The sequence below is a fragment of the Methylosinus sp. PW1 genome, assembly GCF_000745215.1.
Lineage (GTDB): Bacteria > Pseudomonadota > Alphaproteobacteria > Rhizobiales > Beijerinckiaceae > Methylosinus.
The window spans coordinates 60,987-82,943 of sequence record NZ_JQNK01000004.1 but is presented as its reverse complement, the minus strand read 5'-3'; the positions used below and the strand labels follow the sequence as shown (position 1 = coordinate 82,943).

The following is a 21,957-nucleotide window of genomic DNA, read 5'->3' as shown; positions in this document are numbered from 1 at the left end:
GCGTGACATTGCTCGCGAGCGCAGAGGGGGCCGGCGGTCCGCGGCCCCCTGAGAGAGCGCGGCTGCTCGACGAGGAGCGCGTCTCCGTCCTCGAGCAGGCGCTGTGGAAGCGCCTGGACGACGCGGCCGATCTGGATGCTGTTCTCGCCGCATGGCTGGCCCTGCAATGCGGAATGATCTCCTTTGCGACCTGCGGCGCGGTCGCCCTGCGGGATCATAGCGGCAATCGCAAGATCGCCTCATGGCCCGAAGGCGTCGACGCCGTCTCGCGCCTTCATTCGACGATCGACCTCGCTGTCACGCAGCGCCGCGGCGTGGTGAGCAAGCCCGCCCTCGAATCCGGCGCGCCGTCGCCGGTCGCGCAAATCGCTTTTCCGATCATCATCGACGATAAAGCGCTCGGCGCCGCGGCCATCGAGATCCAAGGCGATGCCCCTGCGCAAGCGCGGCTCGCGGCGCGGCAGCTGCAATGGGGCGTCGCGCGGGTCCGCGAACGTCTGCGCATGGACGCCGCTGCGGAATCGACGCATCGGCTGCGCCGCGTGAGCGGAGTTCTCGACATGCTCGCCGTGGCGCTCGAGGAGGAGGGTTTCGCGCTCGCCTGTCGCGCCTGCGTCACCGAGCTCGCGTCGCTCTATGCTTGCGAACGCGTGAGCGTCGGCTTCGCACAAGAGTCGGGCGTGCGCGTCGTCGCGATCTCCCACAGCGCTCATTTCGGAAAAGACCTCAATCTCGTCCGGCTCTTGAACGGCGCGATGAACGAGGCGGTCGATCAGCACGCGATCGTCCTCTACCCGACGCGCGCGGACGAATCGACGATCGTCCGCGCGCATGCCGAATTGGCGGAGGCGCATGGCTGCGCCGCCATTCTGACGATGCCGATGTTCGCCAAGGACCAATTCATCGGGGCCTTGAGCTTCGAGCGCGGCAAGGACCGGCCGTTTCAGCCGGACGAAATCGCTTTTCTCGAATGTCTCGCCTCCGCTCTCGGTCCCGTGCTCGACATTCGCCGCCGCGATGACCGCTGGCTGATCGTCAAAGCGTGGGAATCGCTTCGCGCGCAGGCGCATGATCTCGTCGGGCCGGGTCATGTCGGACGCAAGCTCGTCGCTCTCGCGCTGATCGCGTCCACCATGCTTCTCTATCTCGTGACCGACGTCTACCGCGTGAACGCCAACGCCGTTATCGAGGGCCGGGTGCAGCGCGCGATCGTCGCGCCCTTCAACGGGTTCATCGAGGAAGCGCATGTGCGCGCCGGCGACGAGGTTCGCAGCGGAGAGGCGCTGGCGACGCTCGACGATCGCGAATTCGCGCTCGAGCGCTTGCGCTGGGTCACGGAGAGACAGAAGAAGCAATATGAATTCGAGCGCGCCGGCGGCGCGCGCAATCGCGCCGACGCGCGCGTGCTCGGCGCCGAGATGCAGGAGTCCGAGGCGCAGATCAAGCTCGCCGACGAGCAGCTCGCGCGCACGAAATTGCGGGCGCCTTTCGACGGCCTCGTCGTCTCCGGCGACCTCAGCCAGTCTGTCGGAGCCGCGGTGCAGCGCGGTCAGCTTCTGTTCGAGATCGCTCCGCTCGATGATTGGCGGGTCGTTCTGGATGTCGACGAATCGCAGGTGAACGAGATCGTGAAAGGGGCGCCCGGCGAGTTGCTGATCGCGGCGCTCCCCAACGAGACGTTTCCGCTCATCGTCGAAAAAATCACCCCTGTCGCAAAGGCCGATGAAGGCGCGAACACGTTCCGCATCGAGGCCGCGCTGCGGGCGAGCTCGCCGAAGCTGCGGCCCGGCATGAGAGGCGTCGGAAAAGTGGAGGCGGGCCGAAGACGCATAGGCTGGATCTGGACCCGATCGCTGGCCGATTGGCTGAAGGTCTGGTCATGGCGATGGCTGGATTAGGAGCGCCGCATGGTCGCGCCCCTGCGCAGCTCCTCCTGGTATCGCGTCGCCGATCTCAAGCCGCGATTGCGCTCGCATGCGCGAATCCATCGCCAGCGCCATAGAGGCCAGCTGTGGTACGTTCTGCAGGACCGGCAGAATGGGCAGTTTCATCGACTGTCGCCCTTGGCGCATCATATCGTCTGCCTCATGGACGGTCGCCGCACCATCGACCAGATTTGGGAGATGATGGGCGAGCGCTATGGCGACGATCAGCCCACGCAGGACGAAACCATTCGTCTTCTCGCCCAGGTTCATGCCGCGGATCTGCTGATCGGCGACGTTCCGCCGGACATGGACGAATTGGCGCATCGGGCGGACAGGCACAGTCGCCGAAGCTTCGTGCAGAACATTCGCAATCCGCTGGCGATCCGCATTCCGCTCATCGATCCCGAGCGATTCCTCGCCGCGACGGCGCCGCTCGGCCGACTCTTGTTCAGCTGGTGGGGCTTCGGCTTCTGGCTCGCGACGATCGCCATCGGGCTCGCGCTCGCCGGCATGCGATGGACCGCGCTCACGCATAATGTCGCCGATCGCGTCCTGTCCGCGGAGAACATCGTTCTTCTGCTGCTGGTCTATCCGCTCGTCAAAGCGCTGCATGAGATCGGCCATGGCATGGCGACGGCGCGCTGGGGCGGCGAGGTGCATGAGCTCGGCGTCATGCTGCTCGTGCTGATGCCGGTCCCCTATGTCGACGCCTCCGCCTCGGCCGCATTTCAGGAAAAGCGGCGCCGCGTCATCGTCGGCGCGGCGGGAATCATGGTCGAAATGTTCCTCGCGGCCGTGGCGATGATGGTCTGGGCGCTCGTCGAGAAAGGCTTCGTGCGCGCCGCGGCGTTCGACGTCATGCTGATCGGCAGCGCCTCGACATTGCTCGTCAACGGCAATCCGCTGCTGCGCTTCGACGGCTATTACATTCTCGCCGATCTGATCGAGATTCCCAATCTCGGCGCGCGCGCCAACGCCTATGCGCTCTATCTGCTGCAGCGCCACGCCTTCGGCCTCGCGCATCTTCCATCGCCGGCGACCTCGCCGGGCGAGGCGCGCTGGCTTCTCGCCTATGCCGCGGCCTCGTTCCTCTACCGAATGACAGTGACCTTCGGCATCGCTCTGTTCATCGGCTCGCGATTCTTCATCCTCGGCATTCTGCTCGCGCTATGGGGAGTCGTGACCGGCGTCGCGCTGCCGCTCGCGAAAGGCTTCAATCGCCTCCTCACCGATCCGCAGCTGCGGAGCGTGCGCGGACGAGCGATCCTCGTCTCCGGTCTGGCGACGGCGGCGCTCATCGTCCTCGCCACTGTGGTTCCTGTTCCTTATGCGACCATGGCCCAGGGCGTCGTCGTCGTCCCGGAGAAGTCCACGCTTCGCGTGCGCGCCGACGGCGAGGTGATCGACGCGCTTCTCGCCGACGATCTCTATGTCGAAGCCGGAACCCGCGTCGCGACGCTGGCGGACCCGATCCTCGCCGGCGAGACCGCTGTTCTGGAGGCGCAGACGGAGGCCTATCGCCTGCGGCTCGAAGCCGTCGCCAACTCCGATCTCGTGCAGGCCAATATTTTTCGCGAGGAGCTGCGTCGCCTCGAAGGAGCCTTGGCGCTGAACCGGCGCCGCATGGCCGATCTTTCGATCCTCGCCGAGACTTCCGGCCGTCTCATCTTGCCGCGCGCGTCGGATCTTCCCGGAAAATTTCTGAAGAAGGGCGATCTTCTCGGCTATGTCATCGCCGAAGGCGATCCGGTCGTGCGCGTCGTGGTTCCGCAATCGGATATCGATCTCGTGCGCAGCCGGACGATGAAGGTGGAGATTCGATTCGTCGGCCGCGTCGATCGCGTGATTCCCGCCGTCGTCGCGCGCGAGGCCCCGGCGGCTCTGGACGAATTGCCGAGTCTCGCGCTCAGCAAGCGCGGCGGCGGCGACATTGCGATCGATCCGACCAAGACCGATGCGCCGCGCGCGCTCGAAACGCAGTTCCATCTCGACCTTCATGTCGCGCCGCAAGAGGAGCGAATGAACATAGGCGAGCGTGTCTATGTGCGTTTCGATCACGGCGCCGAGCCCGTCGCCTGGCGTATCTGGCGCGCCGCGCGCCAACTGCTGTTGAGGCAGTTCGGTGTCTGACGCGCTGGCGCAGGCGCGCCCTCCCCTGCCCCGACCGCGGATCTATCCCGAGCGCCGCTGGCCACGATCCGGCGCGTTCGAACGCATGGCGGAAGCGGCGGTGGCGCGATTTGCGCCAGCGATCGGATGGCTCGCGGGGCGCGGCGCCGGCGGCATTGTGGAACGTGTCGCCGAGCATGAGGCGGAGCTGCGCGCGCTGTCCGACGCCGAGCTGCGCCTGCGTGGCCGAGCGCTGCGCGGAACGCTGTATCGCTGTCGCGCGCGCGACCCGAAGGCGATCGCGGAAGCATTCGCGGTGATCCGCGAGGCGTCGGATCGCGTGCTGGGAATGCGACATTTCGACGTGCAGCTGATCGGCGGCGATATTCTTCTCGGCGGCATGATCGCCGAGATGGACACGGGCGAAGGCAAGACGCTCACGGCGACATTGGCGGCCGCGACCGCGGCGCTGGCCGGAGTCCCGACCCATGTCGTCACGGTAAATGACTATCTCGCGCGCCGCGACGCCGATCTGATGCGGCCGCTCTATGAATTTCTCGGACTGCGCGTCGGCGTCGTCACGCAGGAGATGGCGCCCGAGCAAAAAGCGGCCGCCTACGCCTGCGACATCGCCTATTGCACGAACAAGACTCTCGCCTTCGATTATTTGCGGGACCGCTTGGCGCTCGGGCGGCGGAGCGGCGATCTCCGGCACAAGCTCGCGCGGCTCGCGGCGCCGGCGGTGCCGGAGCGCGATCTCCTGCTGCGGGGCTTGCACTTCGCCATCGTCGACGAGGCGGACAGCATACTCATCGACGAGGCGCGCACGCCGCTCATTCTCTCGCGCGAGCTGCAATCGACCTCCGAGCAGGAGGATTTCGTTCGAGCGCTCAAGATCGCGGAGCGGATGAGTGAGGGACGTGACTATCTGATCCGTCTCGACGAGCGTCGTGTCGAGCTGACCGCCTCCGGCCGCGCATTGCTCGCCGAATTCGCGCAGCCGCTCAAAAGCCGTTGGCGCATGACGGCGCAGCGCGAGGAATGGGCGGTTCAAGCGATCACGGCGATGCGCCTCTTCCACCGCGACGAGCATTATATCGTGCGCGGCGGGAAGGTGGAGATCGTGGACGAGCATACTGGACGCGTCATGGCCGACCGCTTCTGGAGCGATGGGCTCCATCAGATGATCGAGGTCAAGGAAGGATGCGCGATCTCGGGCGTGCGGGCGACGATCGCCAGAATGACCTATCAGCGCTTCTTCCGACGCTATCAGCGTCTCGCTGGAATGACGGGCACGGCCGCCGAGGTCGCGGGCGAGCTGTGGAGCGTCTATCGGCTCGCCGTCGCGCGCGCGCCGACCAACAGGCCCTCGCGACGCGAGCTGCTTCGAGATCGCATCGTCGCGACGGAGTCGGAAAAATGGCGCGCCATCGTGGAGACGATCGCGGAGCATCATCGGCGGGGCGCGCCGGTTCTGCTCGGCGCAAGGTCGGTGGCTTCTTCGCGCAGAGCGAGCGAATGTCTCGCTACGGCGGATTTGGCGCATGTCGTTCTCAACGCCGCGCAGGACGCCGCCGAGGCGGAGATCGTGGCCGCCGCCGGGCGGCGCGGCCGCATCACCGTCGCGACGAACATGGCCGGCCGCGGGACCGACATCAAGCTCGACGACGATGTGAGCGAATTGGGCGGATTGCACGTCATAATGTCGGAGCTTCATGACGCTCGCAGAATCGATCGACAGCTCGCTGGACGATGCGCGCGGCAAGGGCAGCCCGGTCGCTTCCAATCGATCTTATCGCTCGAGGACGGCCTGACGGACACCAACGTTTTACCCTTCGAACGGCACCTAATGTACGTAATGATTCGTGCCGGCTGGTCATGGCCTGCGCGTTTCGCTCTTCGCGCTGCGCAGCGTCGCGCGGAACGGCTTCATGCTCATATGCGTCGCGAATTATTGGATAGAGACGAGACTCTCGATCATGCGCTCGCCTTCACAGGAAAAGCCGAATAATCCCCGAATGTCGATCGCGCGAACCGTCATCGCCGCGGCTCTGGCGATGTGCAGCGCTTCGTCGGCCGGCGCGGCGCGCGCCGAAAATCGTCGGATCGATTGCGTCATCGATCCGACGATGACGGTCAAGCTCGGCAGCCCGACTGCGGGATTGGTGTCCGAGGTGCTCGTCGATCGCGGAGACGTCGTCGTCGCTGGCCAAGTGGTCGCGCGGCTCGAGTCGAGCGTCGAAGCCGCGACGCTCGAATTGAATAGAGCCCGCGCTGCGAGCGCGGCGCGCGTCGAGGCTCAAGCCGCGCGGCTGACGCTCAGCCGAGCGCGCATGGGCCGCGCGCGAGAGCTGCTCGCGCGCAACAGCTTCACGCGTGACAAATTCGACGAGCAGAGAGCGGATACGCGCGTCGCGGAAGAAGATCTGGCGCGTGAGAAGGTCGAATTGCGGCTTGCCGAGCTCGAGGTCGAGCGCTCTCGCGCCGTGCTCGAGCAGAGGACCATTCGCAGCCCTATCGCGGGGGTGATCGGCGAGCGCAAGCTATCGCCGGGCGAGTTCGTCCATCAGGACACTTTCATCATGAGCGTCGTGCATCTCGATCCGCTGCATGTCGAAGCGTTTCTTCCGGTCGCCATGTATCCGAAGATCAAGCTCGGCGAGGCCGTCATGGTGTCGCCGGACGAGCCCGTCGGCGGGAGCCGTCTCGCGACGGTCTCGGTGATCGATCGCGTATTCGATCCGGCGAGCGCGACATTCGGCGTTCGCCTTCTCTTGCCGAATCCGGACAATCGGCTGCCGGGCGGCCAACGCTGCAAGCTCGATTTCGACGAGGCGGCGCGTGAGAGGGACGCGCAATGAACGCGGCGCGCGCGCGGCGCCTTTGCGCATTCATGTCGTGCTTCGTGGCGCTCGCGGCGCAAGAGAGCCGTTCGGAGACGTTGAAGAGCGCTCTGGCTTCGGCCTACGCCAATAATCCGGACCTCGAGGAACAGCGCGCGGTCGTGCGGATTCGTGATGAGGACGTGTCCAAAGCTGCGGCGGGACATCGGCCGAAGGCTGGCGCGTCCTTCAGCGCGGGGCCGCAAAAGTCGAGCGTCCGTCAACCGGGCGGTCGCGATCAGCTGAGGAACCGCCTCTACACCGATGATGAGAATTTCGGCCATCCGCGCAGCGGCACGCTGAATCTGTCGTTGACGGTGTTCGACGGCTGGCGTTCGGATAATTCCATGCGTCAGGCGGAGTCCGGCGTGCTCGCGGCGCGCGCGATTCTGTCGGCCGCGGAGCAGGAAGTGCTGCTGCATGCGGCGACCGTCTATATGGATGTGCTGCGCGACACTGCGGCGCTGGGTCTGCGCAAGCACAATCGGGCCGTTCTCATGGAGCAGCTGCGCGTGGCGCGCGATCGGGCCGAAATGGGAATGGCGACGATCGCCGATGTCGCGCAGGCCGAAGCGGCGCTGGCGCAAGCCGAGGCCGACCATGTCGGGGCGCGCGAATCCTTGCGGGCGAGCGTCGTCGAATATAGGGAGGTGATCGGCCATGCGCCCGAGCGGCTCGAGCCTGCGAAAGGCTGCGAGCGTGATCTGCCGACGACGGCCGAGCAGGCTGTCGAACGGGCCGTCGCCGCGCATCCGCAGGTGATCTCGTCACTTCATCAAGTGGATGTCGCGACGATGGCGGTGAAGGTCGCCGAGGGCGCGCTCATGCCGTCGCTTTCCGTAGGCGGGCAAGTCTTCCAGCAATATGATTCCTATCTCGGCTATCCCGGCACGCGGCAGTTTTCGGCGCAGGTGACGGGAACGCTCAATGTGCCATTGTATGATGGCGGCGCCGAATATTCCGCGGTCAGGCAGGCCAAGCGGCAGCTCGGTCAGGCGCAGGCGCATGTCTCGGCTCAGCGCAGCGTCGTTCGCGCCAAGCTCGCCGCGAGCTACAGCCGTCTTGCGACCGCCAATGCGGCGCTGCATTACGGCGGAACGGTGGTGAGATCCTCGGAAAGGGCTCTCCAGCAAATTCGCAACGAGGCGGAATTCGGCCAAAGAACTTTTCTCGATGTGCTGAATGCGCAGCAGGCGCTATTCGACGCTCGGGTGAAAATGGTCTCGGCGCAGCATGATCGTGTCGTCGCCTCCTGCTCCGTTCTCGCCGGGATCGGCGGCCTATCCGCCGAGAGCTTGAATCTCGACGTCGAACGATATGATCCGGCGAAGAATCTGGAGCAGATACGTGAGCTTTGGATCGGCCTGGACACGCCGGAGGCTGCTGCGTCGCCGTCGACTCCGCGAATCTCGAATTAGGCGGATCATCCTCCGCTTTTCTTAGGACCAAAAATCGACCCCGTGGAACAGCCGCGCTTCTTTCTGCAGCTGGCGGCGTCTTTGTCAGAGCGGAGTCGGCGCGAGCGATTTTCCGTAGGCGCCGAGTATTTTGGCGACCTCTGGAAGCTGGTCGACGAGACGCACGGCTGGTTCGGCGTCGAAGGAGTCCCCTGCCCTCTCGAAAATCGCCAGGCACAGCTGGTCGGGATCGTGCCGGGAGCGGAAGGCGAGGCCATCCGGCGCCTCAGGATGCGCCCACAGCGCGTCGGCCCAGGCGCCGCAAGGCGCATAAGGTCCGGTCGAGATGGAATTGTCGAGGCCGAGAATCTGTAGCCCGGCGCCGTGCAATTGAACGATACGCAGCGCGCGCCGACAGCGCAGGACGCTCGAAGCGCGCGCTTCGATGTCGGCTTGAGCGACCATTTTCCTGCGTGGATTGCGCAGCAAGGTCTCGACCAGCGCGCCGGCGAAGCGAAACGCGACATACAGCACGCCAAATGAGGCGGAAGCGCTATCGAAACGATAGGTCGGCGGCGCTTCGGGACCCGGACCGAAGAATATCGGCTGATGCTCCGTCCGATGCACGCGATGGAGCTCCGTCCGAGCTGGCAAAATCTCGATCGGTAGCGCCGCAGTGGCGAGCGCGGTTGGAGGGAAAGTTGCGACGCCCGAAGGGCCTCGGACCGGGCTCACGCGAAGCCGTCGCCTTGTTCGATCCGGGCGAGTCGCTCCAGCTCCGGCGTCAGTCCCTCGCGCCGCAGCCTCTGCATCGGCGTCTCGCCTCCGAGAGCGTCGTCGGGCGCCAACAGAAAATCCATCGCGACCCAAGGACCGGCTTTGGCGAAGACGTCGAGTATCGTCGCCAGCCCGGCGACGACCGTCCCCTCGGCCTCGTCGAGCTGGCAACGCGGATAGCGCCAATCGCCGCCCATGCGCACGGCCAGCAGCCTATTGGCGCGACGCCGCTTTTCGATCGCCTGCCGGCTGACGCCGAGCTGTTGCGCGACCTCGGTCGAGGAAAGCGCGCCTCCAGCGGCGTCGAGGAGCTGGACGCGATGTTCCGCATTCCGCGCCACGAGCGGGGCGAGCGGGTCCAGATCGACAAGCGAGGCTTCGGCGGTCGCGGCGTCCGCCAGCACGCGCGCGAGGGCGCCGAAACCTGTGGAGGCGGCGAGCGCTTCGGAGAGTATTTTCAGATCGGCATGCGCGGCAATCCGCGTGATGGTGTCCATGGAGCGACGGAGAAACGCCTCGCGCAAAGGGTCGGCGCTCGCGGCGTCGCGGAAGGCGGTCTCGTGCGAAGATGGGGCTTTCATCGGCGCCTCGGTTGTCTTCAGAAGAATATAGCGTAGCGCATACATGGTCAACCACGGCTCGGCCGACAGCGACCGAACCGACGATGCGCCCGCGATGGAATTCGTTCGCCAGAGCTGCGCCGTCGCTTTGCCGCGCGACGATCGAGCCGAGACGACGGTCGCGACAAGGCCATTGACCGTCGCCCTAGTCTTCGCTAAGTTGGGCATGTCTCGGGGAGTCCGAGACAGCAAATCGTTCAGGGGAGACCTGAATATGAGCGCATCGGCGCAAAAGCACGATTATCTCGTGTTCATCGGGCGTTTTCAGCCCCTTCACAATGGCCATCTCCATGTCATGCGTCAGGCGCTCGCCGCCGGGCGCAAGCTCATCGTGCTGGTCGGCTCGTCGAATGCGGCGCGGTCGCCGCGCAACCCTTTCACCTATGAGGAGCGGCGCGACACGATCCTGGCCGCCCGTGGCGCGATCGAGGCTGCGCCCGATCGCATTCTCGTGCGGCCGCTGCCGGATTTTCTCTACAATGATCGCGCCTGGATCGCCCATGTTCAGCGCAGCGTCGACGAGGCCATCGCCGCGGACGGCGGCTCGGAACGCGCTTCGGTCGGCCTCATCGGCCACAGCAAGGACAAGTCCTCCTATTATCTGCGCATGTTTCCCAATTGGGATGCGGTCGATGTGCGGACGCAGCATGGCACGCTCAATTCGACCGATCTGCGCGAGGATTATTTGCGCCGCGCGCCGCGCATTCCCGACGCGCCGCTCTGTCCTGCGGAGACCAGCGAGTTTCTCACCCGCTTCATGCTGACCGACGCTTTCAAATGGCTGGTCGGGGAGACGGAGTTCTATCGCGACTACAAGGCCGCCTGGGGCAAGACGCCCTACCCTGTCTTCATCAATTGTGTCGATGCGGTCGTCGTTCAGTCGGGCCATATTCTTCTGGTGGAGCGCGCTCGCCGTCCCGGCGCCGGGCTGCTCGCCCTGCCCGGCGGCCATGTCGATCCCAATGAAAGCTTTCGCGACGCGGCCGTGCGGGAATTGAAGGAGGAGACCAAAATCTCCGACCAGAAGGGCGAGATCCCTCCGGCCATGCTCGCCTCCTTCATCGACGAGACCAAGACGCGGCTATTCGACCATCCCGACCGCTCCGAGCGCGGCCGCGTCGTGACCCAGGCCTTTCTCTTCGACCTTCCGGCGCGCAAGCCCATGTTCTCGGTGCGCGGCGACGACGACGCCGCGAGCGCCTGCTGGCATGAGCTCGGCCGTCTGAGCGCCGACCAGCTTTTCGAGGACCATGCGGCCATCATCCGCGAGATGACGGGCGCGTTGATCGACTGATTTTGGGGCCGGGAAAGGTCGTCGCGGTCGTCTCCGACAGCTATGACATCTATCGCGCGACGGCGGAGATTTGGGGCGGCAGCCTCGCCTCGCAGCTTCGCGAAACGGGCGGAACGCTGGTCGTGCGGCCCGACTCCGGCGATCCGACGACGACGCCGGTGGAGATTGTCGAAATCCTCGCCGAGAAATTCGGCGCCGTGACGAACTCCAAAGGGTTTCGCGTGCTGCCGGATTGCGTCCGCGTCATTCAGGGCGACGGCGTCGATGAAAGCTCGATCACGGCGATCCTCGTCAATCTGCGCGGGAAAGGTTTCGCGGCCGACAATATCGCATTCGGCATGGGCGGCGCGCTGCTGCAGAAGCTCGATCGGGACACGCTCGAATTCGCGATGAAGACGAGCGCCATCCGCATCGGCGGTGAGTGGATCGACGTGTTCAAGCAGCCGATCGGCGATCCGGGCAAGGCCTCGAAGAAGGGCCGCCTTGCGCTGGTTCTCAGGGACGGCGCGCCGCGCACCATTCGCGCGGAGGAGCGTCGGGACGGCGAGGAGAATCTGCTCGAGGAGGTTTTCGTCGGCGGCCATTTGATTCGTGACGAACGCCTCGAGGATATTCGTCGTCGATCCTGGCGGTGAGCTCGGGACAGCTCATGGATGTTGCGAGCTAGCAACATTCATGAGCCTCTTGGGCGCGCTTCTCGATCAGTCTCGTTGATGCGTCATGAGCACGTTGCCTCCAAATGTTGTGAGCTCGCAACACTCCTAATCCAGTCCTCAGGCAACCTAGCTCGAAAATCACCACGACAATCCTGCGATCCGCGGAGATGGCGTCAACATCACTCACGGGCCGCGACGACAGGCGAAACATGCTCGGCTTCCAAGGGCGCGGCTTACTTCTCAATTTTCGTTAATTCTTTTTTTCTTGCCCTTCGCGACAGAATCGTCGACGCTGACGGTATTCCTCATCGAAGGACGTCAAATCCGTCATACGGGAATTTAGGCCACATGGACGCTATGTCGGATACGACGGCAAAAATCGATCGCTTCACAGCCGCTCTCTCTCAGGAGCTGCTGTCGCTGCGAACTCGGCTATACCCTCCGTCGTCCCAAAAAGCGTTCGGGCGGACGTTCTCGACAAACGACCTCGTGCGCCTCCTCAAGGTTCCCGAATCGACCCTCCGATCGCTCACACTGGAAGGCAAGGGACCTCAACCCGCGCGCCTCGATAACAATCGGCGCGTCTACACACTTCAACAGGTCTCCGAGCTGCGGACCTACCTCGCTGAGGTCAGGCCAGAGGACGCCCTGGCTCTCAAACCATGGAGGCGGCCGAGCGAGCCACTCCAAGTCGTGACCTGCACGAACTTCAAAGGCGGATCGTCCAAGACCACCTCGAGCATCCATCTCGCCCATTACCTCGCAATCCAGGGCTATCGCGTGCTCTGCGTGGACCTCGATCCGCAGGCCTCGCTCACGAGTCTCTTCGGACTGCAGCCCGAATTCGACGTTGGCCATGACGAAACCGCTTACGCCGCCATTCGATACAATGGCCATAAGCCCTTTCGCGCAGTCATTCGGGATACCTACATCCCCGGCGTCTCGATCGTGCCGGGCAATCTCGAGCTGATGGAGTTCGAGCATGACACCGCACGGGCTCTCGCATCGCGTGAACGCGATGACCTCGGCTTGTTTTTTATGCGACTGAAAAAATCGATCGACCAAGTCGCTCGTGACTTCGATATCGCGATTCTCGACACGCCGCCCAATCTCGGGTTCGGCACTCTCGCTGGTCTCTTTGCCGCTACAATCCTCATCATCACGGTCCACCCGGCGATGCTGGACGTTGCGAGCATGAATCAATATCTGATTATGCTTCGAGATCTCACAGATGAGCTCGCGCGCTATGGCGCCCGGCTCGAGCAGAATTGGATACGTTTTCTCGTCACGCGCCATACGCCCAGCGACGGGCCGCAAGCACATATCGTCGGGCTACTGAGGCACCTCTTCGAGGAGCACGTCTTCGTTTCGACGGCGCTCGAAAGCACAGCCGTCGCAGCGGCGGGTCTCGCGAAGAAATCGCTCTACGAGCTCGAGCCCGGCGAGGTGCCACGAGAATCCTGGAAGAGGGCGCTCGAGAGCATGGATAGCGTGAACGCAGAAATTCTGGCGCTCATCCACAAATCATGGGGGAGAGCTTGAAAAGACCGTCCATTCTGAGCAAGCTCGGATCCACGGAAGCCGCCATCGATCCGCCACAGCTGCACAGTGTGGCGTCGCAGCCACGTCAGCGTGTCGTTTCCACGGCGATCACCGGGCTGAGCCGCAGCCTCGACGATCTCACAGCGGATTCCGTCACGACTCTCGACGCTGGCCTTATCGATCCGTCTCCCTTCGGCGATCGCCTCGAGCAGGATCAAGAGGCGCTCAATCTGCTCGTCGCTTCGATCGAAGCAGAAGGTCAAAAAATCCCTGTTCTCGTCCGACCGCACCCGAAAATGGACGGCCGGTATCAGCTCGCATACGGCCATCGTCGCCTTCAGGCTCTCAAGTCCCTGGACCGGAAGGTTCGGGCCTTCATTCGACCGCTGACCGACGCCGAGCTGATCCTAGAGCAAGGGGCGGAAAACGGTAGCCGAGAAGCGCTGACATGGATCGAGCGAGCGCTTTTTGCAAAGGAAATGGAAGCGCAGGGGCTCACTTCGAAAGCGGTTTGGACGACGCTCGGCGTCGATAGAACGGGGCTTTCGAAAATGAGATCCGTCGTCGAAGCCGTCCCCAGAGACGTCATTCGTGCGATCGGACGCGCTCCCGGCGTCGGGCAGCCCCGATGGCAAGACCTCGCGACCGCTTTTTCGACGGACGGCGCTCTCGATAGAGCCGCCGCGATCATGGCGGGAAGCAGTTTCGCCAGCATGGCGTCCGACCAGAGATTTCTCGCGGTCCTGAAGGTTTTCGAAGAGGACCGGGCCTCCGCGGCATATGCCGAGCGCAAGGAGATCACGAGTACGAACGGCAGACAAATCGCCTATGTTTCTTGGACAGCCAAGGGGCACACCTTCGCAATTCACAAAAGCGAACGGCGGTTCTCGACCTGGCTGACCGAGAACTTGCCGGACCTGTACAAACGGTTTCAGGAAGGGAGCGGGTCGGAATCCCCCGATGTTGAGAGCTCGCAACATTGAGGTGTCGCCCCTGACTGACGAGTTCGAGCTCGACTGAAACATCGGAGATATCGCAAAAGAAAAAGGCCCCCGAAACGTCACCGTCCCGGAAGCCCTTCTCAAAGTCTGACACCTTAGAGAATCACACTTCCGCGAATCGCTGTCAAGAGTCGGCGCCGTTTCGGCGAGCGGATTTCTTTTGCCTGAACGAGGCAAAGGAACATGCAGACACGTCCAACGACGCCCTTCGGGCGGCGGCCACTGTCGCTCGCCATGGTAGCGAGCCAGGCCGCGACCGAGAATTTCGCCGCAAAGCCGGGCGCGTCCGAAACCGTCGTCCACAAATGGCGATTGTTTCGCGCGCTCACCGAAGCCAAGGAGCCGCTCGGCGTCACTGAGCGTGCGCTATCCGTGCTGCACGCACTGCTGAGCTTCCATCAGGAGACAGCGCTCAGTCTGCCGGAGATCGATTCGATGTCCGCCGAGGCGGGCTCGGCCGGCGCCGGCATCGTCGTGTTTCCTTCGAATCGGGAACTCTCGATTCGCGCCCATGGCATGGCGCCGGCGACGCTCCGCCGGCATCTCGCCTGTCTCGTCGACGCCGGCCTCATCATCCGCCGTGACTCTCCGAACGGCAAACGCTTCGCCCGGAAAGGGCAGGGCGGAGCCATTGAGGACGCTTTCGGCTTCGACCTCGCGCCGCTCGTCGCGCGCTCGAGCGAAATCGAGAACCTCGCCGAGGAGGTGCGGGCGGAGAACCGCGCGATCGCGCTGCTGCGCGAAAAGATCACGCTCACGCGGCGCGACATCGTCAAGATGATCGAGACCGGACTGGGCGAAGGCGTTTCCGGCGATTGGGATGGCGCGCACCAGCGCTACGCCGCGCTTTCGGGACGCTATGGCCGAGGGCTTTCCCGCGCGGATCTGGAGGCTTTGGCGGCTGAACTCGCCACGCTGGCGGCCGAAATCCACAAGTCGCTGGAAACGCACATAAAAGCTCAGAATATGAGCGGCAATGAGTCTCAATCTGAGCGTCACATACAGAATCAAACCACAAACTCTTCTGATCTTGAACCTAGCCTTCAAGAAGGCAGGGCCGATCCGCCCCAGCCAAACCTCGAACAGGGCAGGGGGCCGATCGATCGAGCGTCGGAAACATCCTCGGAACGCTCTCGGACTGTCGACCCGAAGCAGTCGCTTCGAGCCTATCCGCTCGGAATGGTGCTGGAGGCCTGTCCAGACATCGTCGATTACGGCAGGAGCGGCGAAATTTCCTCATGGCGGGATTTGGCTACTGCGGCGGCGACAGTGCGCTCGGCGCTCGGCGTGTCGCCAGACGCCTGGGCGCAAGCCCTGGAGGTCCTGGGCGAGCATGACGCCGCGATCGTCATCGCCGCGATCCTGCAACGCGGCGATGAGATCAAGAGCGCCGGCGGCTATCTCCGCGTCCTGACCGAAAAGGCGAGGGCAGGGGAATTCTCGCTCGGACCCGTGCTGATGGCCCTGTTGCGTGGCAGGGCCGCGAAGGCGGCGCGCGAACGAAAGAAAACAGGGTGACGCGGGGATGGATTATCGGACCGAGCCTCGGCGGTCCGGTCACTCACAGCGTTTCGGCGTCGAGCAATCGGAGCTTTTCGGCGCGATCGAGCAGGCTTTTGACGGAGGAGGGCGCCCAGCGGGCTCCTCCGCGCGGCGTGCGCTCATACATGGCCTCGAGCTGCGCGCCGATTTGCGCGAGCGTCAAATCGGGATTGGCCCGTTTGATCCCGGCGACGAGCGTGACGAGGCGCTCGCTGCTGACCTTTCGGCTGGCGGCTTGATGGAGGAGGCGGGGCTCGATCAAACCCTCGGCGACGAAACATTTGACCGCGCGCTTCAAGCGCTCGACGGTCCATTGGGGCAGGGGAGCGCCGCTGACGCCATCGCGCTTGGCGTTGAGCACGCGCACGACGTCCTGCCAGCGGTGATCCGGGCGCATTTGCCGGACGACTGGAAGCCAATGTTCGGCCGTTCGATTGACGCGCTCGAAATAATTCGCCGCCTTGGCGTCGACGATGCGCTGGATGGCGTCGCGGTCGCCGGCGCGGAGCTTTGGATTGCCGGCGATACGGCCGCGCTTCTTGGCGGCGCGCAACCCGTCTTTGGTGCGCTCCCGGATCAGGGCGCGCTCCAGCTCGGCCACGGCGCCGAGAACCTGCAGGGCGAAACGGCCTTGCGGCGTCGTCGTGTCGATGGGATCGGCCAGCGATTTGAAATGCGCGCCCTTGGCGTCGAGCTCGGCGATCACGGCCAGGAGATGCGACAGCGAACGGGCCAAACGGTCGAGCCGCGCGACCACCAGCACGTCGCCGCGGCGCACCCGCGAAAGGGCCTTGGCCAGCTCCGGCCGCGATGCCTTTGCGCCAGACATATGCTCACGAAAAATCTCGACGCAGCCGGCGGCCTTCAGCACATCGGTCTGGGCGTCCGTGACCTGCTCCTCGGTCGAGACGCGGGCGTAGCCGATCAGGGGCATTCGCCCTGGTTGTTGATTTCCACTGAGAGCTGACCCAGGCAGCACGAGTTTTTCCACCGAGAACTGACCCATGTTCGAACCTTTCCCCCTCGACCGTCGTGGGGGACCTTGGAGTGATCGACATGGAGTTATTGAGCGTCATCCGACGCTGGCGATATCGGCAGGAGTTTTCGATCCGGGAGATTGCGCGACGCACGGGGCTGTCGCGCAATACGGTGCGCAAATACCTGCGCTCGGACAGCGTGGAGCCGGGGTTCGCCACGCCCGATCGACCGAGCCGGCTCGATCCGTTCGCCGACAAGCTGGCGCACATGCTGCGTCAGGAGGCCGCAAAATCGCGCAAGCAGAAGCGGACGGTCAAGCAGTTGCACGCGGATCTGGTCGCCCTCGGCTACGACGGCTCCTACAATCGCGTGGCGGCGTTCGCGCGCGAGTGGAAGGCGGCGCGGCATCGGGAGCAGCAGACCTGCGGGCGCGGCGCGTTCGTGCCGCTGACGTTTCTGCCCGGCGAGGCGTTCCAGTTCGACTGGTCGGAGGATTGGGCGATCATCGCGGGCGAGCGGACGAAGTTGCAGGTCGCCCAGTTCAAGCTCTCCTACAGCCGTGCGTTCTTCCTTCGCGCCTACCCGCAGCAGACGCATGAGATGCTCTTCGACGCCCACAACCACGCCTTCCGCGTGCTGGGCGGCGTGCCCCGGCGAGGCGTCTACGACAACATGCGCACCGCGATCGACAAGATCGGGCGTGGCAAAGAACGCCAGGTCAACGCCCGCTTCGCCGCGATGGTCAGCCACTTCCTGTTCGAGGCCGCATTCTGCAATCCGGCCTCCGGCTGGGAAAAGGGGCAAATCGAGAAGAACGTTCAGGATGCTCGTCATCGCCTCTGGCAGCCAATCCCGAGCTTTCCGTCGCTGGCGGCGCTCAACGACTGGCTGGAGGCGCGATGCCGCGAGCTGTGGGCCGAGATTCCGCACAGCGCGCAGCCGGGGACGATCGCGGAGGCTTGGCGCGAGGAGGTTCCGCAACTGATGCAGCCTCCGCGGCCATTCGACGGCTTCGTCGAACACACCAAGCGGGTCACGCCGACGTGCCTGATCCATCTGGACCGCAATCGCTACAGCGTGCCGGCTTCATTCGCCAATCGCCCCGTCAGCGTGCGGGTCTACCCTGAGCGCGTCGTCGTCGCCGCCGAGGGGCAGATCGTGTGCGAGCACGCCCGCGTCTTCGCCCGGTCGCATGACGACAAGAGCGTGACGGTCTACGACTGGCGGCATTATCTCTCCGTCATCCAGCGCAAGCCGGGCGCGCTGCGCAATGGCGCGCCCTTCGCGGAACTGCCGGTCGCCTTACGGACGCTGCAACAGCGCATGCTCGAGAAGCCGGGAGGCGACCGTGAGATGGTCGAGATTTTGGCTCTGGTCCTACAGCACGACGAGCAGGCCGTGCTGACCGCCGTCCAATTGGCGCTGGAGGCCGGCGCGCCGACCAAGACGCACATCTTGAACCTGTTGCATCGCTTGGTGGACGGCAAGCCGGTCGACGCGCCGCCCGTGAAACCGCCCAACGCGCTGACGCTCACCACCGAGCCGCAGGCCAATGTCGAGCGTTACGACGCGCTGCGCAAGGGTCGGGAGGCGCGCCATGCGTCATAATCCCGCCGCCGGCGCCATCGTCATCATGCTGCGCAGTCTCAAAATGCACGGCATGGCGCAAGCCGTCAGCGAGCTGACCGAGCAAGGCTCCCCGGCCTTCGAGGCCGCGCTGCCGATCCTGTCGCAACTCTTGAAGGCGGAAACCGCCGACCGGGAGGTGAGATCGATCGCCTACCAGCTCAAGTCCGCGCGGTTCCCGAACTATCGCGATCTCGCCGGCTTCGACTTCGCCAGCAGTGAGGTCAACGAGGCGCTCGCGCGCCAGCTTCATCGCTGCGAGTTCCTCGAGGATGCGCATAACGCCGTCCTGGTCGGGGGACCTGGCACGGGCAAGACGCATCTGGCGACAGCGATCGGCGTCCAGGCGATCGAGCATCACAGAAAGCGTGTGCGGTTCTTCTCCACCGTCGAGCTCGTAAACGCGCTCGAAGCCGAAAAGCACCAAGGCAAGTCGGGCCAAGTCGCGGCGCGGCTCGTTCATTCCGATCTCGTCATCCTCGATGAGCTCGGCTACCTGCCGTTCAGCGGCTCCGGCGGGGCGTTGCTGTTCCATCTGCTGAGCAAGCTCTACGAGCGAACCAGCGTCATCATCACGACGAATCTGAGCTTCGGCGAATGGGCCGCCGTCTTCGGGGACGCCAAGATGACGACGGCTCTGCTCGATCGCCTCACTCACCGCTGCCATATCCTCGAAACTGGAAACGACAGCTTCCGGTTCAAGGACAGCTCGGCGAAGGCGGACAAACCTGCAAAGGAAAAGACCAAAACTTGACGACCGACTGAGCCGCAAGCCATCTTCAACCCGGGTCACTTCTCAATGGAAATCCCGGGTCAAATCTCGACGGAAATCTACACCCTGGTCTCCTTCCGACGAAATCAGCAACGGACTATTTGCGAGCCGCTCGATAAGCTTCAGGAATCTCGTCGTCCGCGACCGGCGGCTCGCCACCCTCGCGGCGCATGATCTGGTCGAAGGCGCTCCAATCGGTCCGGCCTTTCTTTTCCGCGAAATAGCGAGCCGTGCGCAGCGCCGAAACCTTTTCGGCCACCGCCGAAGCGACGAACTGGTTGAGGCTCGTGCCATCCTCGGCGGCGATCTTTTCGGCTTCCGCCTTCATCGAAGCGGGGAGCCGAAGGGCATAAGCGGCAGTTTTGGTTTTCATCGCACTATCCTCATCAGCGTATCTCTCGGCGTGAGAACGTCGATCCCAAAGCGCTCTCGCACAAGTCCGAAGTCGCGCAAATTGAACGTAACGATCGTCGCAGCCCGCCCATTCACGGCCGCCTCGAGCACCAGCTCGTCGCCCGGATCTCGCAATTGCGGCCGCCAAAGGAACCAGATTTCGACCGGTTCGATCAAATCGATGATCGCATCGAGAAACTGACCGACCTCTTTCGTCGACAGGCCGGCGGCTTTTCGGTGTTCGTCACGCTGACACACGGCCTCATATTCGATCGCGAGGGCGGCGCTGGCCAAAAGCTGGACCTGTCCTCGACGCGCGAGCTTGAGAAGCTCGGCGGAGGCTCCGCTTGGGCTTCGAAGTGCTGCGATCAGGGCGTTCGTATCCAGAACCAATCTCATTGCACCGAGAATATCATATCGCCGATGATGTGATCAATGGGCAAAATTTCAATTACGATTAATACCATAAACTGGTCGTTTGGATGCGCATCCGATGGCCGAGGTTCGGCGCCGCCACAAAGGAGCGAGCAGGAAAAAGGCCCAAAAAGCAGCCCTCTTCGTCGATTTGCGGGCCAAAGATCGCCGTCGGAGCCGTTCCGAGGCTTGCTTTCGGCTGCCCCGACGACGCATTTCGATCCGGTCGGTGAATGAGAAAAAAGTATCGTCTATCACTCAAGTAAAATTCGAGATAACTTGCTAAATGTCTTGATTCGCACGGAATTAAAATGGGATTAAATCTTCCCGGCTCGGTTTCATTCGAGCTTCTGCAAGCGCCCTTCGAGAGCGCGTCGGACGCCCTCGCGCGTTTCGACGAGCGGCTTCGCTCCAGTCCCGTCGCCGAGGCGTTCGTTCTTCGCGCGCATTTCCACGACGCCTGCGCCGCCTTGTGGCGCGCGGGTGAATTCGTGCAGCTCGAAGACCTCGTGCTTCATGACGCCGGAACGGATGTGCGCACGCCGACGCATGAGCTCGTGCGAGCCCATGCCGTTCTGCTGACGCGCCGTCGCATTGCCGATCGTGAACCGGCATGGGCGCTGACGACCGATGGCCTCGCCAGTCTGCGTGGCGCAGGGAGATCGCACGATGCGGCGCCCGAGCCAACCACTGGTTCGGGCGCCATGGATGAAGACGCGGCGGATGGGGAGTTGAATGAGGAGGACAGCGAGACGATCCTTACAGGAGAGTTCGACGAGATCGATGCATTGTTGGCGCGAACGTCACGTGTAATAGCGCGAAGCGAGCCGGCTCCGCTGAAGCGGGACGATTCTGGTTTGGTGTACGACGAAGATTGGGACGATGAGGCCCGTCTCGCGGAGTGGCGCGAGCGTCTGGGTCGCACCCAGAACCTTCCGCCTTTGATGGCGGCGAGCGTCGCGCTCGATGCTTGGGAGGAGCTCGAGCCGCTACAGCGCAGCGCTTGGCTCGGCCCCTTGCTCGCCGCGGCCTTGCTCCGTTGCCGTGGAAAGACCCGACATCATCTCACCGCGCTGCATTCGGGATTTCGACAGGCCAAATATCGTCGAGTCGGCCGGGATGATTTGGAAACTCGATTGAACGCATTCGCATGTGCGATCGAATCGATGGCGAAGGCGGACTCGAAGGAACTCGACAGATTGACGCTCGCGCGCGAGCTCCTGCTCAGAAAATGCAAAGGCCGAAGAACGAATTCGAGGATGCCGCAGCTCGTCGATTTGTGTCTGGCTTCGCCGATCGTCACCGTCCCTTTCGCCGCCAAGGAGCTTCGGGTCTCTCAACAAGCCGCCACCACGATGATCGGCGAGCTCTCGTCGAACCTTCGCGAGCTGACTGGACGCGGTCGATACAGGGCTTGGGCTGTTGTCTGATGGAATTCGTGTTGATGGCGAGATCAAGCCGTTGAATGTTTCTCCATACTCTTGTGGCCTCGACGCCGATCGGGGATTGCTTATACACAGTGATCTTGGAGCCGTCGTAACGACCGACCAGAGGATGACCCTACGATCCGTGAGCCATGACATCGCGGGACGCGGCCCGCGCTCGCTTTTACGGTCACCGCTCTGGAGCCGATCGGCTTGCGCGCCAGCGTGGAGTTTCGGCCCGTCGCGATCGGCGTCGATCCCCGACGCAGCCTCGCGGCGATGCGGATCCCAACCGAAGGCTCCTTCAGGAGCGGTTGTCGAAGGGATTCTCGCCCAAGGCAGGCTGCCTTCGTTTTCACCTGTTTTCAGGCCGACGCCGGCGTCGAGCGTCACGCATCACATAGTTCGGTTGCGAATATTGACTGGTCGAATGCGATGGGCGAGCGCTGCCTCGTCGAAACCAAGCAGCGGTCAGATAAGTGAAAGCCCTCACACGCAATCCATCACCCGCGAAGATGTTTCCGAGTAGGCGATCGTAGTTGTAGCCGCGATTGACCAGACATTTCGGCGGTGCTGGCATTGCTGGGCGAAGTCGTCGAGGGTCC

18 protein-coding genes are annotated in these 21,957 nt (G+C 63.7%); 13 read left to right on the top strand and 5 right to left on the bottom strand.

Annotated features, from left to right (window positions below):
• Nucleotides 1-2: 2 nt before the first annotated feature.
• The 5 genes from K369_RS03865 (at nt 3) to K369_RS03845 (ending at nt 8,334) form a co-directional block, all read left to right on the top strand.
• Complete coding sequence (locus tag K369_RS03865; protein WP_156967679.1) at nt 3-1,898, top strand: efflux RND transporter periplasmic adaptor subunit; 1,896 nt, start codon at nt 3-5, stop codon at nt 1,896-1,898.
• A gap of 9 nt (nt 1,899-1,907) precedes the next feature.
• A complete protein-coding gene (locus tag K369_RS03860; protein ID WP_036288028.1) occupies nt 1,908-4,055 on the top strand; it encodes a PqqD family protein in 2,148 nt (715 codons plus the stop codon).
• Between the two features lie 85 nt (nt 4,056-4,140).
• On the top strand, nt 4,141-6,045 hold the full coding sequence (locus K369_RS03855) for a prepilin peptidase (protein ID WP_245278084.1): 1,905 nt from the start codon (nt 4,141-4,143) through the stop codon (nt 6,043-6,045).
• A gap of 7 nt (nt 6,046-6,052) precedes the next feature.
• Nucleotides 6,053-6,895, top strand: coding sequence for an efflux RND transporter periplasmic adaptor subunit (locus K369_RS03850; protein WP_036288021.1), 843 nt, complete (start codon nt 6,053-6,055; stop codon nt 6,893-6,895).
• On the top strand, nt 6,892-8,334 hold the full coding sequence (locus tag K369_RS03845) for a TolC family outer membrane protein (RefSeq protein ID WP_051948967.1): 1,443 nt from the start codon (nt 6,892-6,894) through the stop codon (nt 8,332-8,334). Before K369_RS03850 ends, K369_RS03845 begins: the two co-directional genes overlap by 4 nt.
• A gap of 84 nt (nt 8,335-8,418) precedes the next feature.
• On the opposite strand, the gene K369_RS03840 is transcribed toward K369_RS03845, so the two are convergent.
• Both K369_RS03840 and K369_RS03835 read right to left on the bottom strand, forming a co-directional pair.
• Nucleotides 8,419-8,976 carry an RES family NAD+ phosphorylase gene (locus K369_RS03840; protein WP_371033289.1) on the bottom strand — a complete coding sequence of 186 codons (558 nt, stop codon included), beginning with the start codon at nt 8,974-8,976 and terminating at the stop codon, nt 8,419-8,421.
• Between the two features lie 68 nt (nt 8,977-9,044).
• Nucleotides 9,045-9,671 (bottom strand): helix-turn-helix domain-containing protein, encoded by a 627-nt coding sequence (locus K369_RS03835; RefSeq protein WP_036288198.1) that lies wholly within the window; start codon nt 9,669-9,671, stop codon nt 9,045-9,047.
• A gap of 253 nt (nt 9,672-9,924) precedes the next feature.
• Here K369_RS03835 and K369_RS03830 point away from each other — a divergent pair, with 253 nt between their 5' ends.
• From K369_RS03830 to repC, 5 genes are all read left to right on the top strand, one after another.
• Complete coding sequence (locus K369_RS03830) at nt 9,925-11,004, top strand: bifunctional nicotinamide-nucleotide adenylyltransferase/Nudix hydroxylase (RefSeq protein WP_036288196.1); 1,080 nt, start codon at nt 9,925-9,927, stop codon at nt 11,002-11,004.
• A 2-nt stretch (nt 11,005-11,006) separates the two neighbouring features.
• Entirely contained in the window at nt 11,007-11,639 is a 633-nt protein-coding gene (locus K369_RS03825) for a hypothetical protein (protein WP_051948963.1), read from the top strand.
• A gap of 369 nt (nt 11,640-12,008) precedes the next feature.
• Entirely contained in the window at nt 12,009-13,202 is a 1,194-nt protein-coding gene (gene repA, locus K369_RS03820; protein WP_036288015.1) for a plasmid partitioning protein RepA, read from the top strand.
• Complete coding sequence (gene repB, locus K369_RS03815) at nt 13,199-14,185, top strand: plasmid partitioning protein RepB (protein ID WP_198033012.1); 987 nt, start codon at nt 13,199-13,201, stop codon at nt 14,183-14,185. Before repA ends, repB begins: the two co-directional genes overlap by 4 nt.
• 201 nt (nt 14,186-14,386) lie before the next feature.
• Nucleotides 14,387-15,721 (top strand): plasmid replication protein RepC, encoded by a 1,335-nt coding sequence (gene repC, locus K369_RS03810; RefSeq protein WP_084570453.1) that lies wholly within the window; start codon nt 14,387-14,389, stop codon nt 15,719-15,721.
• Nucleotides 15,722-15,764: 43 nt separating this feature from the next.
• Here the strand turns inward: repC and K369_RS03805 are convergent, their stop codons facing one another.
• On the bottom strand, nt 15,765-16,679 hold the full coding sequence (locus K369_RS03805; protein WP_036288008.1) for a recombinase family protein: 915 nt from the start codon (nt 16,677-16,679) through the stop codon (nt 15,765-15,767).
• Nucleotides 16,680-16,801: 122 nt separating this feature from the next.
• On the opposite strand from K369_RS03805, the gene istA reads away from it, so the two are divergent.
• Both istA and istB read left to right on the top strand, forming a co-directional pair.
• On the top strand, nt 16,802-18,331 hold the full coding sequence (gene istA, locus K369_RS03800; protein ID WP_156967678.1) for an IS21 family transposase: 1,530 nt from the start codon (nt 16,802-16,804) through the stop codon (nt 18,329-18,331).
• Complete coding sequence (gene istB / locus K369_RS03795; protein ID WP_036286363.1) at nt 18,321-19,103, top strand: IS21-like element helper ATPase IstB; 783 nt, start codon at nt 18,321-18,323, stop codon at nt 19,101-19,103. Before istA ends, istB begins: the two co-directional genes overlap by 11 nt.
• A gap of 115 nt (nt 19,104-19,218) precedes the next feature.
• Here istB and K369_RS03790 read toward each other — a convergent pair whose 3' ends face one another.
• Both K369_RS03790 and K369_RS03785 read right to left on the bottom strand, forming a co-directional pair.
• Nucleotides 19,219-19,494 carry a hypothetical protein gene (locus K369_RS03790; RefSeq protein WP_036288006.1) on the bottom strand — a complete coding sequence of 92 codons (276 nt, stop codon included), beginning with the start codon at nt 19,492-19,494 and terminating at the stop codon, nt 19,219-19,221.
• Entirely contained in the window at nt 19,491-19,913 is a 423-nt protein-coding gene (locus tag K369_RS03785; RefSeq protein WP_036288004.1) for a putative toxin-antitoxin system toxin component, PIN family, read from the bottom strand. Before K369_RS03785 ends, K369_RS03790 begins: the two co-directional genes overlap by 4 nt.
• A 326-nt stretch (nt 19,914-20,239) precedes the next feature.
• Here K369_RS03785 and K369_RS03780 point away from each other — a divergent pair, with 326 nt between their 5' ends.
• Nucleotides 20,240-21,358, top strand: coding sequence for an RHE_PE00001 family protein (locus tag K369_RS03780; protein ID WP_036288002.1), 1,119 nt, complete (start codon nt 20,240-20,242; stop codon nt 21,356-21,358).
• The last annotated feature ends 599 nt before the right edge of the window (nt 21,359-21,957 follow it).

What these genes read in the sequence shown, in the direction of transcription:
- K369_RS03785 (WP_036288004.1), bottom strand. Translation starts at nt 19,913, where the DNA reads ATGAGATTGGTTCTGGATACGAACGCCCTGATCGCAGCACTTCGAAGC.
- repC (WP_084570453.1), top strand. Translation starts at nt 14,387, where the DNA reads ATGCAGACACGTCCAACGACGCCCTTCGGGCGGCGGCCACTGTCGCTC.
- K369_RS03805 (WP_036288008.1), bottom strand. Translation starts at nt 16,679, where the DNA reads ATGCCCCTGATCGGCTACGCCCGCGTCTCGACCGAGGAGCAGGTCACG.
- istA (WP_156967678.1), top strand. Translation starts at nt 16,802, where the DNA reads ATGGAGTTATTGAGCGTCATCCGACGCTGGCGATATCGGCAGGAGTTT.
- K369_RS03860 (WP_036288028.1), top strand. Translation starts at nt 1,908, where the DNA reads ATGGTCGCGCCCCTGCGCAGCTCCTCCTGGTATCGCGTCGCCGATCTC.
- K369_RS03780 (WP_036288002.1), top strand. Translation starts at nt 20,240, where the DNA reads ATGGGATTAAATCTTCCCGGCTCGGTTTCATTCGAGCTTCTGCAAGCG.
- K369_RS03850 (WP_036288021.1), top strand. Translation starts at nt 6,053, where the DNA reads ATGTCGATCGCGCGAACCGTCATCGCCGCGGCTCTGGCGATGTGCAGC.
- K369_RS03830 (WP_036288196.1), top strand. Translation starts at nt 9,925, where the DNA reads ATGAGCGCATCGGCGCAAAAGCACGATTATCTCGTGTTCATCGGGCGT.
- repA (WP_036288015.1), top strand. Translation starts at nt 12,009, where the DNA reads ATGGACGCTATGTCGGATACGACGGCAAAAATCGATCGCTTCACAGCC.
- K369_RS03790 (WP_036288006.1), bottom strand. Translation starts at nt 19,494, where the DNA reads ATGAAAACCAAAACTGCCGCTTATGCCCTTCGGCTCCCCGCTTCGATG.
- K369_RS03845 (WP_051948967.1), top strand. Translation starts at nt 6,892, where the DNA reads ATGAACGCGGCGCGCGCGCGGCGCCTTTGCGCATTCATGTCGTGCTTC.
- K369_RS03855 (WP_245278084.1), top strand. Translation starts at nt 4,141, where the DNA reads ATGGCGGAAGCGGCGGTGGCGCGATTTGCGCCAGCGATCGGATGGCTC.
- K369_RS03835 (WP_036288198.1), bottom strand. Translation starts at nt 9,671, where the DNA reads ATGAAAGCCCCATCTTCGCACGAGACCGCCTTCCGCGACGCCGCGAGC.
- istB (WP_036286363.1), top strand. Translation starts at nt 18,321, where the DNA reads ATGCGTCATAATCCCGCCGCCGGCGCCATCGTCATCATGCTGCGCAGT.